Source organism: Pontimicrobium sp. MEBiC06410 (genome assembly GCF_053601615.1).
Window position 1 is genome coordinate 24,630 of the sequence record NZ_JBSHNT010000158.1, and the last position, 14,575, is coordinate 39,204.

Below are 14,575 nucleotides of genomic sequence, written 5' to 3' on the forward strand. Positions count from 1 at the left end.
ACAATCTAATAGGTATAATATTAAAAAGACAGACTGTTTGGTCTGTCTTTTTTGTTATGCATTGGCGTGATTATAATTGTTATTAATCTTTGAGTATTATAGAATAGATAATTAAGCAAAGGCTTCTACTATTGAAATTTCTTGCTTGTAATCTGCCACAAAAGCATCTATTTGTTCTTTTTTAATGCCTGGCACACATATAATATGCGCTATATCCCCTTCACTTGCTAATTGATACTTTTTACAAAGCTTAGCAGATGGTTTTGGCAAAACTACAGTTAATGCATCGTTATTTCTCCAAGCCTTAACTCCTATTGCGTTTAGCTGTATCTCTGTATAGGCAGCAAGTCTTTGTGAGCTATGTACTCTTTTTTGTAGCCCTTCTATGCCATGTTTTTGTATAAACGACCATAAAAACAAGGGCGTGAGCCCATTTCTTGAACCTGTTATAGTTGTATCTAATGTGCCCACGTACGATACAGAATTTACAATACGGTTACGGTGTTTTCGTTGTGTAAGCACCACACCACATGGAATTGGTCCGCCAATAAACTTGTGCCCAGAAATAGAAATACTATCTATATCTTCGGCAAAATCAAATTTAGGTTTTGGGTTAGCAAAGGGTGCCACCGTGCCCAAAAATGCTGCATCGCAATGAATATAATAATCTTTAATAGCGTATTTATTAATAATGCTTTTAACCTCATCAATATTATCTACCGCTTCTGTCATTGTAGTACCAATATTTAAAAAGAAAATAGCGGGTTTATCACGGTGTAAAGTAATTAGTGAATTTAAATCGTTATAGTCCATTTCTCCATTGTCTTGGCTTCTTACAACTATACTTTTTAAGTTAAGTAAATGCAAGTTTTTCTTTACACTGTAATGTGTAGATTCGCTATAATAAACTATAGGGTTATTAAAACTCTCTCTTGCAAGATAAAGCCCATAAAGATTCCCCTCTGTTCCACCATTTGTTACATACCCCCAAACATCCTTTATAGATGATGAAAGCATTTCTGCAAAAAAAGAAATCACCTTTTGCTCTACATCCTTTGTATCTATTGCTAATGTTGAAGGAGATTCTGGATCTCCCACATTATTTATACATATATTTAAAAAGGGAGCAAAGGCTTTTAAATCAAAATCCTTGGCTAAAGGATAACCAAGAAAGTTATCTGCATTTTCGCTAATACGACTGTATATTTCTTCTATTTTCATTTTAAGTTATTTTATGCTACAAATTTACACTTACATAAAATAATAATCTATTTAAAATATTAATATGGTAAATTATACTACTATATCAACATAAATTAGTTTAATAAAACTTTATAAAGTAAATTTATGGTTTCAAAAAGAAAAAATATATGGTAGAGTTAGATAAAATAGATAAGGAAATTATTAATTTACTACAGGAAGATGGTAAAATGACTATTAAACAACTAGCTAGTAGCGTTAATTTATCCATAACACCAACTTACGAACGTTTAAAAAAAATTGAGAGTACAGGAATTATTAATAAGTATGTCGCTTTAGTAAATCCTAAAATGGTTGAAAAGAACCTCATTGTTTATTGTCAAGTTACCTTAATTAAGCATCAAGAAAAATATTTTGAGCGTTTTGAGGCTTATACTAAAACCATTGATGAAATTATTGAAGTTTCCTACATTGCTGGTAATTATGACATATTGCTAAAAGTTATACTTAAAGATATGAGCGAATATCAAGTTTTTGTTATGAATAAATTATCTAACTTAGATATTGTAAGTAACATACAAAGTTCTTTTATTATTAAGCAGTTTAAAAATGAAACAAAAATTACCTTAAAGTAATTTTAAGCTAGGGTATTACAAAAAAGAAAGCCCCTATTCAACTAAACCATTTAAGTTAAACAAGTGACTTTCGGGAGTTACCAACAAATAAACAAACTAAAAAACTCTATTTAAATCAATAAAGTAAAAACTAATAATGTTGGTTATCTTTTTTTTCTATTAAACTTTTTCCTCTTTATTTAGATTTTTGCATTTAGACTTTATTAAGTTTATTAACCTTGTTTGAGGCAGCAAAAAGGGCAAAGAGGATAACAGCAAATTAAAATGTATACGTGATATTTGCTTTTGCGTTAAATGGTGTTCCTGGTGTAAAGTGAATTTCTTCTACAGGAGCTGTTTCGTTTTGTAAACGTGATTCCGTTAAAAACTGCGTTTCATTCCACTCCGTATTAAATATATTTTCTATAGCTATACCAATACTTAAATTTTTATTTAATTTATAATTAAAATTAAAATCGGTAACAAAATAGCCTTCTGCCGTTACAGAGTAATCTTCGTTTGCTGCTCTATCGTCTAAAAAACGGTAACGTAAACCTCCTGAAAACCCTTTATAGCCTTGTAACGCTAATCCTCCAACTAGGGTAAAACTTGGCGCTAATGGTATATAATCTTCACCATCGTTATCTTCTACACTTCTGGCTTTAGTTAGTGTGGCGTCGGTATCAAAATACAAGTGCTTACTTAACTGGTAACGTAAGCCTAAATCTAATCCTAAACGTTCTGTTTTTCCGCTAGGTTCTACTATTCCGGCATCGCCTACATACACAAATTCTTGTTCTAAGAATAAATACCAAGCGGTTGCGTTTAGTGCTAGTTTTGGTAAGGGTTTCCAAACACTTCCTAAATCTACGCCATAAGCTTTTGGTAAAATGTCTTCGCCTTGTTGTGCTACCACTACTCTAGCATCGTTAGAGTGAAAGCCTATTCCTGTTTTAAAGAACCATTGTAAATTATCGTTTTGGTTATATTGTACTTGTAATTTTGGTAAAATGGCTGTTTTACGTTCTGATTGTGTTTGGTATATATCTGATAAGGCATCGTTATATAAAAACTTAAAATATTCTAAACGTACTCCTGGTGTTACAGTAAGTTTTCCAAAATCGAATTCAGCATCATAATACGCAAAGGCATTAGTTTGGTTAACGTCTCCTAATTGTATAAAGTCTAAAGTGGTATTGCGGTTTAATGTTTTAGATAATTCAACATCCTCAATATTATCATATCTTAATCCTGCTCCAGCTGTTGTTTCAACTTTTGTTTCTCCAAGAGTATATTGTGTACTTAGAGCTGTATTAAATCCGTAAGTGTTTCTAACTTCTTTTTGTTTGATTTGGTCTCCGTTAGTTGGGTCATCTAAAAAGAACGTAAAGTTAGAGTATAGTTCAAAATCGTAATACGTGTAAAAGGCATTTCCTTTAAATGTAGTATTGTCATTAACAGTAGTATTATATTCTGCATTTATTAGCGAACGGCTAGTGTTTCCACCTTCGGTATCGTCTATGGCTCCAAAACGGTCTATTAATCCACTTTCTACAGCTCTATTTGGTATTTGTCCTGAGGCGTCCCAACGACTTTTAAAATGAGAAGCTGTTAAGGACAAGCGATCTTTATCGCTAAAGTAGGTTGTGTATTTACCTATTAAATTTACTCTATTAAAATTTTGGGAGGTATTAAAAGGGCCATCTGTTTCTATGTATTCCATACCAAAATAGGCACTTTCACTTTTCTTTTGGTCTAATAAATTAAACAGTCCTAAGGTTCTAATGGTATTAAATTGCCCATAGGATAGTTTTATTGTGTTATTATCTAATCTGTTTTTAGTTTTAAAATCAATGTAACCTGCTGTTGTAAAATCTTTTGCATTAGCGTAATACGGTCCTTTTCCAAAATTAATATTATTAATGGTTTCTGGTATTACAAAGTGTAAATCGCTATAACCTTGCCCGTGCGCGTGCGATACGTTATTTACTGGTATACCATCTACGTTTATAGACACGTCTGTACCATGGTCTATATCGAAGCCTCGTAAAAAAATCTGCTCGGCTTTACCGCCTCCTGCATGTTGTCCAATAATTAACCCAGGTACTTTTCGTAATATTTCCTGAGATGAGTTTATAGGGTTGGTTTCTAAATCTAACTTTGCAAAAGTGTTTAGTACGTTTACTTCTTCTGCTATAACAATTTCATCTAGCTTAAAGATATTATTTTCTAATGCTATTTGTATTCCATTTTTTAAATCATCTGCTCTTAAAACTAGAGTTTGTTTTTTAAACCCCAATTGTCCTATAGTTATAGTATCTCCAACCGTATTATTATCTAATACAAAATAGCCATTCTCTGATGTATGTGCATGACTCTTACTATTTAGGTTATATAGATAGGCCGCCCCTAATGGTTGTGTGTATGTATCATAAACATACCCTTTTAATTGTTGTGCATTAGTAGTTTTAAAACTTAGAAGGCAACTAAAAAGCAGTACTATTCCTACTATTTTCTGTAATCTCTTCATGTTTTATAGTTGTTGTATTTTTGTTTCCATTACTGGTCCTAGTTCGTATGTAGCTTCTATTAATTCTGCTTTTAAGCTATTTACTGCTTCTGGTTTATTGTTGGCTTTGTATATTTCTGCTATATGATATAATACTTCTGGTTCGAAAGTTTTTCCTTTTACATGTTTTTCTACAATGCTTAAAGCCGCTTTGTTGTTTCCGTTATTGTAATACGCCCAAGCTAATAAATCGTAAGATTGTGCTGTTGGTCGGTTTTTAATTTCTTCTTTAGCTATGGCTATTGCCTCTGCTTTTTCTGTATTTGTTTCTACCATTAATTTAGCATTATATGCATTGTACATAACACCATAAGCTCTATTTTGTACTGCTTCTTTATATTGTTTTATGTACTTATTCTTTGCGTTTTCATCGTTTAAGTATTCTGATAATTCTGCTTTTAACAAGTAATAATCTGGTGCATTGTATGTTTCTGTTATGGTATTTAAAATGCGTAGTGCTTCTTCTGGATTACGCTCATAAGAGTATACAATCCACGCAATTCCTTTTTTAGCGTAAGCATCATTAGGGTTTAGTGTTAAAGCTTTAAGGTAGTAGTTATACGATTTTTCTATTTGCCCATCATGACCATAAAAATCGGCAATGTTTGTATAGCTCCATTGCATTAATTCTCTGTTTTTTGAAGATTCTGCTTTTGCTAAAGCCTTTTCCATGTATTTTATTGCTCCGTTTAGGTTTCCTACATGATCATTCCATTTTGCTGTTCGTATTAAAAAATCGAAGCTGTTATAATCGGTTACTTTTTCTAAATACTGTTTAGCTTTTGTATCGTTTCCTAATTCTAAATGCACGTCAAATAACATTTTTTGTGTACTCTTTAAATCTTCGGCTAGGATTTCGGCTTGTTCTAAAAGCGACAAGGCTTCTTTAAAACGGTGCTGAGAGATGTAATTTCTTGCTAAACGCCTTAAATGACTAGACTTTTTATAGTTAGTTTTTTCATTTAACGTTATTAAATATGTTTCGGCTTTAATTAAATGTTCTATGGTTCCTGTAGCGTTAAATAGTTGTGATTCTGCGGCAGCTAATTTAGATAAATAAGGGTATTGTTCTGGTGTCTTTTCTAATTTATTTGTCCAAAATTGATGCTCTGCTTTTGCTTTTTCAAAATTACTTTTTTCTGCCGATAAAAATTCAGCATAATCTAATGTATTTGTTATTGTTTTAGTGTTTTCTGTTTTGCAACTAAAAAGTAATATAAGGGCTAAAAGTGAATATATGGTTTTCATGGTTTGTTGTTTGTTTGTTTTATTATTTACTTTTAATTAAAAAGCTAGAGTGTCTTTGGGTAAACACCCTAGCGTTTTTATCTTACCAAGGCGATGCTAGGTAAGGAAAGGTATTTAGAAATGGCTTATCATTTGCACTTACATTATCATCTGATAATCCTGGGTTTTCGGACATTGTTAATCCTGTTTCTCCTCCAAAGATTAATATCAGTTCTACAGTAATAACATCGTCTGCCAATGCTCGTCCTGTTAATAGATTTGTTCCATCGTAAAAAGATGTTGTACCATCTAATGATAGGTTTAAAACATCTGTTGCTAATAATCCTGTAAAGGTTGCTGCATCTTGTCCTAAGGCATTTTGATCTCCTGGATTAGCATAAGCTGGGCTTAAAGCTGTTAAGTTTGTTTGAAACATGCTTTGAAACGCTGCATTTTGTTCTGAAGGTATTGTTGTGTTAAATGTATTTTTAGAGCTTGCAGATACAAATACTGTATTTACTGCTGGTCTACCCATTTGGTCATTTTGTGTATAGGTTCCTGAAAAGTCTGGACCGCTTGGTGTTGGAGTGCTTCCATCATCATCGTTAGAGCAGTTAAAAGACAGGGCTGATGCTAAAATGGTTAGCATTACTATTTTTATAGTTTTCATAATTTTATGTTTAAATGTTGATTATTATTATTTAGACTTAGATTCTACCCAAGTATTTACAGTTCCGCTTCCTCCTACTAATGCTTTTGGCACTTCTATTACAATAGACATTACGTTAGTTCCTGCAAACGTATCTGTTCCTGGAGAGTTAAAACTTGTAGCGGTACCTCCAATAATTTCTCCATAACGTGCAAAATCCATAAAAAATGGGTCGTCTCTTGGTCCTGCAAAGGCTTTAATTCCTCCATTTGTTGTAATTTCTGGGCTCGCCCCGTAAGCAGTAATGTCTACTACAGTTTGCGTTGCCGACGTTTGTATTGTACTATTTAATCCTGTTTGAGATGGTGCTACTGGACCAAAAAAGTACATTTTACCGTCTCTAGGTATAGCTTGTATTACTAAATCTTCTACATTATCGCCTGTGGTGTCTATATTAAACTCTACTAGTACGTTTTCATCAAACATAGCACTGCCTGTTGTTGTTGGGCTTAATAAGCCTTGAACGTTTGCGACAAAAACAACATTATCTGTGTCTTGTGCTTGAAATGCGTAGAAATCTGTAATATCGCTACTTCCTCCTGATACTGCTGGTGCATCAATGTGATCTGCTGCTACCATAAAGAAACCTGCGATACCTAGTACTGCTGTTCCTAATAAAATTTTAATTTTCTTCATAATGTTTTGAGATTTTGTTTATTAATTTTTGGTTCTCAGTTCTACCTACGCAATAAAACAGAAGTCGGTTTTGTTAAAATTATGTTAACACAAAAAAATCGCATATGTTATTGTAAAAAAGTTAACTTTGTTTTACTAAAAATAAAACCGTGAACGCATCTGCAAGTGGCTGGATAAAAAAGCTTCTTAAAACCCTGGACTCTCTTACACTTTCTACTACAGTATTAGAGCTGTATAGTGGGCTAAGGTATTCTGGATATATTTATGGTAGTAACACTTGTATTGTAAATAATTATATAGAAAAATCTGACTTTACTCCTGAAGAGATTTGCAAAATAAATCATGTTATAGCGTTATACATTTGTTACAAAGAAAAAAATACTTCGAGGGATTTTGTAGAAGATGTTATTTCATTTTACACAAAAATAAATGCTTATAAATCTTCTTTTTTATCAGATATATTAGGGGCAAAACAAGACATTTCGCTCTTAGAAAAGATAATACACAAACGCATACAAATAGATGATAATTTAATAGATAAGAGTTTTAACTACTTTATTACTAATGCACTTTTATTTATAGATATTCTGGCCTTTAGAACTTATTTAAATACAGGAATTATTTCTGAAAAAGATATTCAACAAAAGGAATCTGTAATAGAAACTGTTGTATTAAACACTTTAAATGCTAAAGTTGAAAAAACAAAGTACGATACTAGTTTAATAAACTTTTTTGAACAATCTCTTAGATACCAAAAGCAAGATAAATTAAATTATACAGAGGCTATTTCTCTTTTAAAATCTAAACTGGACTCTTATTACATTATAGATCTAGCTTGCATGTCTACATGGAGTGATAAAACAATAGACGACAACGAACGTTATTTTTTATTACAGTTAGGTAATGATTTAAACTTGACCAAACACCACATAAATGATGCTATTGAAGCCATAAAAACTTTTTTTAAGGAACATGAAAAAGACATTGTTTTATTGGGTTCTAAAAATATTGTAAAAACTTTTTACGACAATTCTAGCAAAATGGTTAGCAAGCTTATTTCTAGAAATAGTAAACGTTTATTACGTGAGTTACAGCAAAGTAAAGAGTTAATGTTTTTAATTACACAGTCTACCATTAGAGATTTAACACCTGAAGAGCAAAAACAGGTACAAGAACAATTACTTGATATTTTTAAATCTATTCCTAGTTTGGCTATTTTTATATTACCAGGTGGTGCTTTGCTATTGCCATTAGTTATTAAATTTATTCCTAAACTATTACCCTCTGGTTTTGATGATAATAGAATTGAGGATTAGTTTTTTCTGTTTTATTACGAACTTACTTACAAAAAACAACTAAATTATATTTTTTTAATTTACTGTAAACTATAGTAATAGCTCTTTCACTCAATAAAAAGGCGAGTTTACTCAATATAGATTTTAAAATATATAGATAATAAATACTTTAACATAGCCATTACCCACTAAATAAGTTGGCGTTCATTTAAAAAAATGAGGTTATTTGATTGTAGTTTTCATCATTTTCAAATTGTTCATAACAGTTTGAGTACATTTAAAAGTTACCCTTGATAACTTTTGATTTAAGTTTTAAGTCATTTCTGAAATATTGATCAGAAAGAAATCTATTATTCAGATAACCTCATCTTTTAACTTAGTAATAAAATTATAACTTAAATATTACTAGAAATTATCCATAAAATATATTACTAGTATTATAGACGCTTCTTATTTATAGATACAGAATATACCTATAGTTAAAATGGGGTTATTTGATATGTAGCCGAAGAATTAAAATTAATTGTTAAATCTATAAATATTGTACTAAAGGCATTAGATATATTTATATCTGTTCCATTATGCTCAAGAGAACCGTCAGCTAAATTATCGCCATAAAAAACAGAACCTACTCTGAAAGAATTAGCAACTGAATTCCAAGTATTTGTTGTTAACAAAAAAACATTAGGAGTACCACTATAAATCATTGTTTGATTACTATTAAAACTAACATTTATAGAATCGATATTAAAATATAATACAAAAGTAGAAGGTCCTGTTTGTTGTTCTGAGACTGTTACTCTATAAAACCCATCATTAGGTATTGTTATAGCACTTCCTCCTTCAGTTATTTCGCCACTTAATCCGTTACCGCCATAAACAATATTTTCATTTTGAGCTGCTAAAAACTTTATTTCTGTTCCAGCGGTAAAGTATTTCATTCCAATAAATTGATTATCGTAAGGAGGTATATCGTATCCAAATTGTAATGCACTAGTGGCATCCCAGTTATTAAAGCTGCCATATAAATATAAGCTTGTAGGAATATTTGCAGATTGATTTGATGTTGGTAACGACAATTCTCCATCGTCATTAACTGTTACTTCATACTCTGTTCCATTAGGAGAAGTTAGCACTATGGATGTACTTATTTCAGCTTTCTTAGCTTGTAAGGCATAAGGGACGCTAAGTAATTCGTTAGTACCTATTACATTATAATTAGTACCATTAGAGAGATCTACTCCTACTTGAAGAAAATATGGTCCTGTTTCCCAATTGATATTTGAAAAGTCATCTGATGTTGTTCCTGTACCTATTTTTGCATTAACTAGTCCTTCGTTACTAGTAGTTAAACTTTGCGTTTCTGAATAAACTACCGTACCAGAAATTGTACCTTGTAATAGATTAAACTGAAATCCCACATCTGAATTCGAAATTAGATCTCCCGAGTTATCTCTTACCACTGCTTGATAATTTAAAGATTCTGGAGTTTGAGAAAAAAGACTATTGACGACTAATAATAAAATGTAGAGACACTTTTTCATTGATTGATTGATTTTTATCAAATATAATTGTTAAGCTCCAAAACTCAATAATCTACTTTAATAATTTGTAGTTTTTCCAAATTAAAAATAGCGATCTCCCTTTAATTGCAGATATTCACTACTTATTAAACTCTATTATAGACTACAAATTGTTTATAATTACTACTTGTAACCCGTTCCCTCATTCAAAAGCTAATCTCCCTAAATGAAACTACCTGTTCACTCATTTATGATTTAATTAACATTTACAAACACTTAACTTACTACTAGTCAATTTATTAATCAACAAAAAAACGTATTATGAAAAAGATTATTTTATTATTGGTGTTTCTTACTTGTTATGTAGGAAATACACAAACAGTTTCTACATTTTTTAGTGATGCAAATGCTATAATAGATGATGCCATGGTATTTGATTCTCAGGGCAACTTATATGGTTCCAATTTTGCTGGAGATTCGGTTTACAAAATTGCTCCAGATGGTACTTATTCAACATTTGTTTCTGGGCTAGCAAATCCTAATGGATTAGCATTTGATTCTCAAGATCATCTTTATGTTGTTGAATACTCTGGGCAAAACATTCATAAGTATGCTCTAGATGGTACTTTATTACAGACTTTTAATATAACAGATGGGTTTCCTTCAAATATTATAAAAGCACATAATAGTGATGCCATGATTTTTACTAATGTTAGCGACCAAAGTATTAATAAACTAGAGCCAAATGGTACTATTACTAAACTGTTTACAGGAGCGCCATTGAATACTCCTGTAGGTTTAACTTACGATAACCAAGGGAGATTATATGTTGGTAACTATATTGGTAGAGAAATTTACAGACTAAAAAATAATGGTACTGTAAAGTACATTGCTACCATTCCAGATTCTGGCACCAACTTTCCTTATCTAGCATTTATTACTTATGCCAATAACTTATTGTGGGCAACTAATTACGGAGAACAAAAAATTTATACGGTGAGGCCAAATAAATTAGATGATGTGGCTATATTTTCTGGAAGTACTATTGGCACAATGGATGGGGATTATACAGAAGCAACTTATACTTATCCTGCTGGTATTATTTATAATGCAGATGAAGATGCGCTATACGTAAATCAATATTTTAATGGGAGTATTAGAAAAATTTCTGATATCTCAGATTACGAAAGGCCTAAATTAAAGTTCAAACTTTTTCCTAACCCTACACATTTTGTTACTTTTATAAAAGGAAAATTGCCAGCTCCAGGAGATTATAATATTTCAATTTTTGACTTTTCGGGACAATTAGTCTACGAAAGTAATAACACTGCTTATGGTACTATTATTTTTAAAAGTATCCAAATTAGCGATTTCAATACAACAAACACAAGTGGTACTTATGTTGTAAAAGTAAGTACAGGTACTTTTAGCATGTCTAAATTATTAGTCGTCAATTAATCATTTTACATTAAAACTTGAAGGTGTTTGAAATCTATTTTTAAGCACCTTTTTTATTCTAACCACTGTTTAAAATCTTTTACGCGTTCTCTTGCCACAATAATATCTTGCTCATTGTAAGTGTTTAACTTTATTTGCAAACGCGAATTTGTGTAACTCACCATATCTTTAATGGCTTGGATATTAACAAAAAACTTACGATTAATTCTAAAAAAAGCTTGCGGCTCCAATTCTTCTTCTAACTGATCTAAGGTATTATCCAACAAATAGTTTCGGCCTTCTTTTGTATATAAATAAGTGCCTTTGTTTTCGCTGTAAAAACATTCAATATCGTCTATATTTATTAACTTTAAATGTTGTCCTACTTTTACCGAAAATCGCTTTTTATATTCACGTTCTATAGGATTAATAAGCAACTTTTTTATATCATTAAAATCTAAAGTTACGCTTTGCTTTTGTGGTAATCTTGTTTTAAATTTAGAAACTGCGGCTTCTAAATCATCATCGTCTATAGGTTTTAATAAATAATCTATACTATTTAACTTAAAGGCTTGTAATGCGTACTCATCGTAGGCCGTAGTAAATATAATAGCCGATTTAACCTCTACTGCATCAAAGATTTCAAAAGACAAGCCATCACTTAACTGAATGTCTAGAAAAATTAAATCGGGATGCTCATTATTTTGAAACCAAGCTATAGATTCCTCTACAGAATGTAATAATGTTTCTGCTTCCATATCTAAAGCTTGTAACATTCTCTGCAAGCGTCTTGCTGATGGTTTTTCGTCTTCTATTATTATTACTCTCATTATATGTTTTTGAATCTTCTTTATTTAATTTAAGTTCTAGAATACTTGAATTATAAGTATTATTACTGTTATAGTGTCCTTTTTTTTGATAAAATTATTATTCCCAGCGTTTTCTTTCTTTCTCCATATACTCTGCTATTTTACGTTCTTCCCATTCTTTCTTAAATAGAAAATTCTTTCCAAAAACGCCCAAAGCATGAAATGCCAACCCTATACCCCAAAAAAAGGCTGTAGAGAAAGTACCAAAACTCCAAAAATCTTCTCCAGAATGTCTTGCTATCATAATGATGATAAAAGCATTTACAATAATGTAAGATGCTAAATGCCAATAAAACCCCATTATTTTTTCTACTTTCTTTTTTGCTCTTAAATACGCTTCTTCTCTCTCAAAATGGCCATGAGATTCTTTCTCTTTATATTGTTCTATATTATAATTCTTCATAATACTAGGTTTTTAATTCCAACGGTTATTTTTTTCTTCTTCCATAAATTTCTCAATTTTACGTCGCTCCCAATCACGCCCTAAAATACCATCGTTTACAAACACTTTATAGGCGTGAAAAGATAAGCCTATTCCCCAACCTATTGCAGAGAACCAAAACCACTTAAACTCCCAATAGGTTCTGTAATTAATAAATATTAAAAAAGGAATCACTAGGCAATATGAAATAACATTGTAATAAAATCCTTTTAATTCTTCTACATGTTTACGTGCTCTTACATATGTATCATCAAATTCTTTTTCTATTTTTTGTTTCATCACTGTTATTTGTTTAGTAAGCATAGGGATAGCCACTTTAAAGGTGTCTTTAGTCTCGTATATACTTACTTGTTTGTTTGTTAATAATTGATAGCGTTGTTTAATATTACTAAGTCCTACTCCGCTACTTTTTTTAAGGACTTGTTTTGCTTGCAAATTATTTTCTACTATTAGCATGCCTTTATCTTCATATATTTTTATACGCAACGGCTTGCTAGAGGTAACGATATTATGCTTAACAGCATTTTCTAATAGTAATTGTAAGGATAATGGTACTACTTTAGTTTCTGGATTTACAGATTGCTCTGGAATATCAAAAACAATACTATCTTCAAATCTCATTTTTAATAAAGACATGTATGTTTTTGCAAATTTTAATTCTTCGTCTACTGTTACTAAATCCTTATTTTTCTGTTCTAATACGTAACGATATACTTTAGATAAACTTGTGGTAAACTTTTGTGCATTTTCTGGATGCTCTTCAATTAAACTAGTTAATACATTAAGGCTATTAAATAGAAAATGCGGATCTAATTGATTTTTTAAAGCATCGAACTTTGCACTTGCTGTACCTGCTATTACTTTTTGTTCTTTTACTTTATTTTCTTGTCTAGATTTATAGTAATAAAATATATAAAAGGCAGCCGTTACTGTTATCGATATGGTTAACGAAAACCAGTAGTGCAACATTTTTTCGTTAGCTACAAACTCTACTGTTGGTGTTCCATAAATAATAACTTTTATAAAATAGCGCATTATAAAAATGGCCACTACAGAAATAATAACAGAAAATAATGCTGCTAGCAATAAATATTTAATTTCAAAGAGCCTGCTTTTATAGTGCCGTAATAAATATGTTAATACATATGCATTAGCCATATACAACACAATAGCATACATTTGGTTGTAAACAAAGTCTAAATAAAAATCTTCATTAATTTCTATATTAACACCATTAATATACATGATGAGTCCTCTAATTAAGAACACAATCACACCAATGGTAAATGCTTTGCCCAGGTCTTTAAAAAATTGTAACATTTAGTTTGCTTTACATGTTTTTAGTACTTCTTCTGCTCGTTCTTTTCCCCAATTTGGATGGAATGACGTTTCTGGTTTAAAGTTAGCGAAAAGTTCTACAGCTTTTTCTATGTCTTTACAAAATGGTGCAGTGTCTTTGCCAAAATATTTTGCTGCCCCCATATCCCACTCGGCTTTATTAAGAACTACTCTAGGGTTTTTAGGGTCTATTTTATAAGCTGTAGCATACAAGTTTGCTATTTTACCAGATAATAACATTCCATAAGTAGCGCCATCGCTAGCAACATAAACAGTATGTAATAATGCTTGTAAAACCATTATTTCTGGGTTATCTTTAGATATTGATGTTGCTTCATCTAAAAAGGCTTGTGCTCGTTTTAACTGTGCTTCCAGTTTTTCTTTGTCTTTTAAAATAGTAAAACCATCTAAAATAAGCACTTCTGCTGCATAATACGGGGGCAACCAATTGTCTTGTTCTGCACTCGAAATACGTTCAAACAGGTTAACTGCTTCGTCTGTTTTTTGTGCCTCCCATAAATCGAATGCCTTTTGCATTCCTTTTTCGTAATTAGTTTGTGCTGGTAAGTATGATGCAATCATAAATACAATAAAAAAAGCTAATCTATACATAATATTATATTTGTTTTAGTTACACTGCAAATATCTACCAGAATAGCCTCCTTTAAAAAAGTGCATTACCGAATTGTCATTTTTTATAGCTGAATTGTAATTCG

13 protein-coding genes are annotated in these 14,575 nt (G+C 31.1%); 3 read left to right on the forward strand and 10 right to left on the reverse strand.

Annotation, left to right across the window (positions count from 1 at the left end; translation table 11 throughout):
• Positions 1-111: 111 nt before the first annotated feature.
• Complete coding sequence (locus ACVC08_RS13430; protein WP_452602401.1) at positions 112-1,221, reverse strand: histidine decarboxylase; 1,110 nt, start codon at positions 1,219-1,221, stop codon at positions 112-114.
• Positions 1,222-1,370: 149 nt separating this feature from the next.
• Here ACVC08_RS13430 and ACVC08_RS13435 point away from each other — a divergent pair, with 149 nt between their 5' ends.
• Positions 1,371-1,835, forward strand: a complete 465-nt coding sequence (locus ACVC08_RS13435; protein ID WP_452596805.1) for an Lrp/AsnC family transcriptional regulator — start codon at positions 1,371-1,373, stop codon at positions 1,833-1,835.
• Positions 1,836-2,094: 259 nt separating this feature from the next.
• Here the strand turns inward: ACVC08_RS13435 and ACVC08_RS13440 are convergent, their stop codons facing one another.
• The 4 genes from ACVC08_RS13440 to ACVC08_RS13455 all read right to left on the reverse strand — a co-directional run bounded on the left by ACVC08_RS13440 (position 2,095) and on the right by ACVC08_RS13455 (position 6,955).
• Positions 2,095-4,344, reverse strand: a complete 2,250-nt coding sequence (locus ACVC08_RS13440; protein ID WP_452602402.1) for a TonB-dependent receptor — start codon at positions 4,342-4,344, stop codon at positions 2,095-2,097.
• 3 nt (positions 4,345-4,347) lie between these two features.
• Entirely contained in the window at positions 4,348-5,631 is a 1,284-nt protein-coding gene (locus ACVC08_RS13445; RefSeq protein WP_452602403.1) for a tetratricopeptide repeat protein, read from the reverse strand.
• An 82-nt stretch (positions 5,632-5,713) separates the two neighbouring features.
• Positions 5,714-6,280 (reverse strand): DUF4331 family protein, encoded by a 567-nt coding sequence (locus tag ACVC08_RS13450; protein ID WP_452596497.1) that lies wholly within the window; start codon positions 6,278-6,280, stop codon positions 5,714-5,716.
• Between the two features lie 27 nt (positions 6,281-6,307).
• On the reverse strand, positions 6,308-6,955 hold the full coding sequence (locus tag ACVC08_RS13455) for a DUF4331 family protein (RefSeq protein ID WP_452602404.1): 648 nt from the start codon (positions 6,953-6,955) through the stop codon (positions 6,308-6,310).
• Positions 6,956-7,104: 149 nt separating this feature from the next.
• Here ACVC08_RS13455 and ACVC08_RS13460 point away from each other — a divergent pair, with 149 nt between their 5' ends.
• Positions 7,105-8,271, forward strand: a complete 1,167-nt coding sequence (locus tag ACVC08_RS13460; protein WP_452602405.1) for an LETM1-related biofilm-associated protein — start codon at positions 7,105-7,107, stop codon at positions 8,269-8,271.
• Between the two features lie 458 nt (positions 8,272-8,729).
• On the opposite strand, the gene ACVC08_RS13465 is transcribed toward ACVC08_RS13460, so the two are convergent.
• Positions 8,730-9,794: a hypothetical protein gene (locus ACVC08_RS13465; RefSeq protein WP_452602406.1), complete on the reverse strand. Its 1,065-nt coding sequence runs from the start codon at positions 9,792-9,794 to the stop codon at positions 8,730-8,732.
• Between the two features lie 300 nt (positions 9,795-10,094).
• On the opposite strand from ACVC08_RS13465, the gene ACVC08_RS13470 reads away from it, so the two are divergent.
• Entirely contained in the window at positions 10,095-11,231 is a 1,137-nt protein-coding gene (locus tag ACVC08_RS13470; RefSeq protein ID WP_452598335.1) for a virginiamycin B lyase family protein, read from the forward strand.
• A gap of 53 nt (positions 11,232-11,284) precedes the next feature.
• Here the strand turns inward: ACVC08_RS13470 and ACVC08_RS13475 are convergent, their stop codons facing one another.
• From ACVC08_RS13475 to ACVC08_RS13490, 4 genes are all read right to left on the reverse strand, one after another.
• The gene (locus ACVC08_RS13475) at positions 11,285-12,040 is read right to left on the reverse strand and encodes a LytR/AlgR family response regulator transcription factor (RefSeq protein ID WP_452602407.1); all 756 of its coding nucleotides are present in this window, start codon (positions 12,038-12,040) and stop codon (positions 11,285-11,287) included.
• Between the two features lie 97 nt (positions 12,041-12,137).
• Positions 12,138-12,482 (reverse strand): 2TM domain-containing protein, encoded by a 345-nt coding sequence (locus ACVC08_RS13480; protein WP_452598337.1) that lies wholly within the window; start codon positions 12,480-12,482, stop codon positions 12,138-12,140.
• Between the two features lie 12 nt (positions 12,483-12,494).
• Positions 12,495-13,841, reverse strand: coding sequence for a 2TM domain-containing protein (locus ACVC08_RS13485; RefSeq protein ID WP_452602408.1), 1,347 nt, complete (start codon positions 13,839-13,841; stop codon positions 12,495-12,497).
• Positions 13,842-14,471 carry a tetratricopeptide repeat protein gene (locus ACVC08_RS13490; RefSeq protein ID WP_452602409.1) on the reverse strand — a complete coding sequence of 210 codons (630 nt, stop codon included), beginning with the start codon at positions 14,469-14,471 and terminating at the stop codon, positions 13,842-13,844.
• Between the last annotated feature and the right edge of the window lie 104 nt (positions 14,472-14,575).

What these genes read in the sequence shown, in the direction of transcription:
- ACVC08_RS13430 (WP_452602401.1), bottom strand. Translation starts at nt 1,221, where the DNA reads ATGAAAATAGAAGAAATATACAGTCGTATTAGCGAAAATGCAGATAAC.
- ACVC08_RS13435 (WP_452596805.1), top strand. Translation starts at nt 1,371, where the DNA reads ATGGTAGAGTTAGATAAAATAGATAAGGAAATTATTAATTTACTACAG.
- ACVC08_RS13440 (WP_452602402.1), bottom strand. Translation starts at nt 4,344, where the DNA reads ATGAAGAGATTACAGAAAATAGTAGGAATAGTACTGCTTTTTAGTTGC.
- ACVC08_RS13445 (WP_452602403.1), bottom strand. Translation starts at nt 5,631, where the DNA reads ATGAAAACCATATATTCACTTTTAGCCCTTATATTACTTTTTAGTTGC.
- ACVC08_RS13450 (WP_452596497.1), bottom strand. Translation starts at nt 6,280, where the DNA reads ATGAAAACTATAAAAATAGTAATGCTAACCATTTTAGCATCAGCCCTG.
- ACVC08_RS13455 (WP_452602404.1), bottom strand. Translation starts at nt 6,955, where the DNA reads ATGAAGAAAATTAAAATTTTATTAGGAACAGCAGTACTAGGTATCGCA.
- ACVC08_RS13465 (WP_452602406.1), bottom strand. Translation starts at nt 9,794, where the DNA reads ATGAAAAAGTGTCTCTACATTTTATTATTAGTCGTCAATAGTCTTTTT.
- ACVC08_RS13470 (WP_452598335.1), top strand. Translation starts at nt 10,095, where the DNA reads ATGAAAAAGATTATTTTATTATTGGTGTTTCTTACTTGTTATGTAGGA.
- ACVC08_RS13475 (WP_452602407.1), bottom strand. Translation starts at nt 12,040, where the DNA reads ATGAGAGTAATAATAATAGAAGACGAAAAACCATCAGCAAGACGCTTG.
- ACVC08_RS13480 (WP_452598337.1), bottom strand. Translation starts at nt 12,482, where the DNA reads ATGAAGAATTATAATATAGAACAATATAAAGAGAAAGAATCTCATGGC.
- ACVC08_RS13485 (WP_452602408.1), bottom strand. Translation starts at nt 13,841, where the DNA reads ATGTTACAATTTTTTAAAGACCTGGGCAAAGCATTTACCATTGGTGTG.
- ACVC08_RS13490 (WP_452602409.1), bottom strand. Translation starts at nt 14,471, where the DNA reads ATGTATAGATTAGCTTTTTTTATTGTATTTATGATTGCATCATACTTA.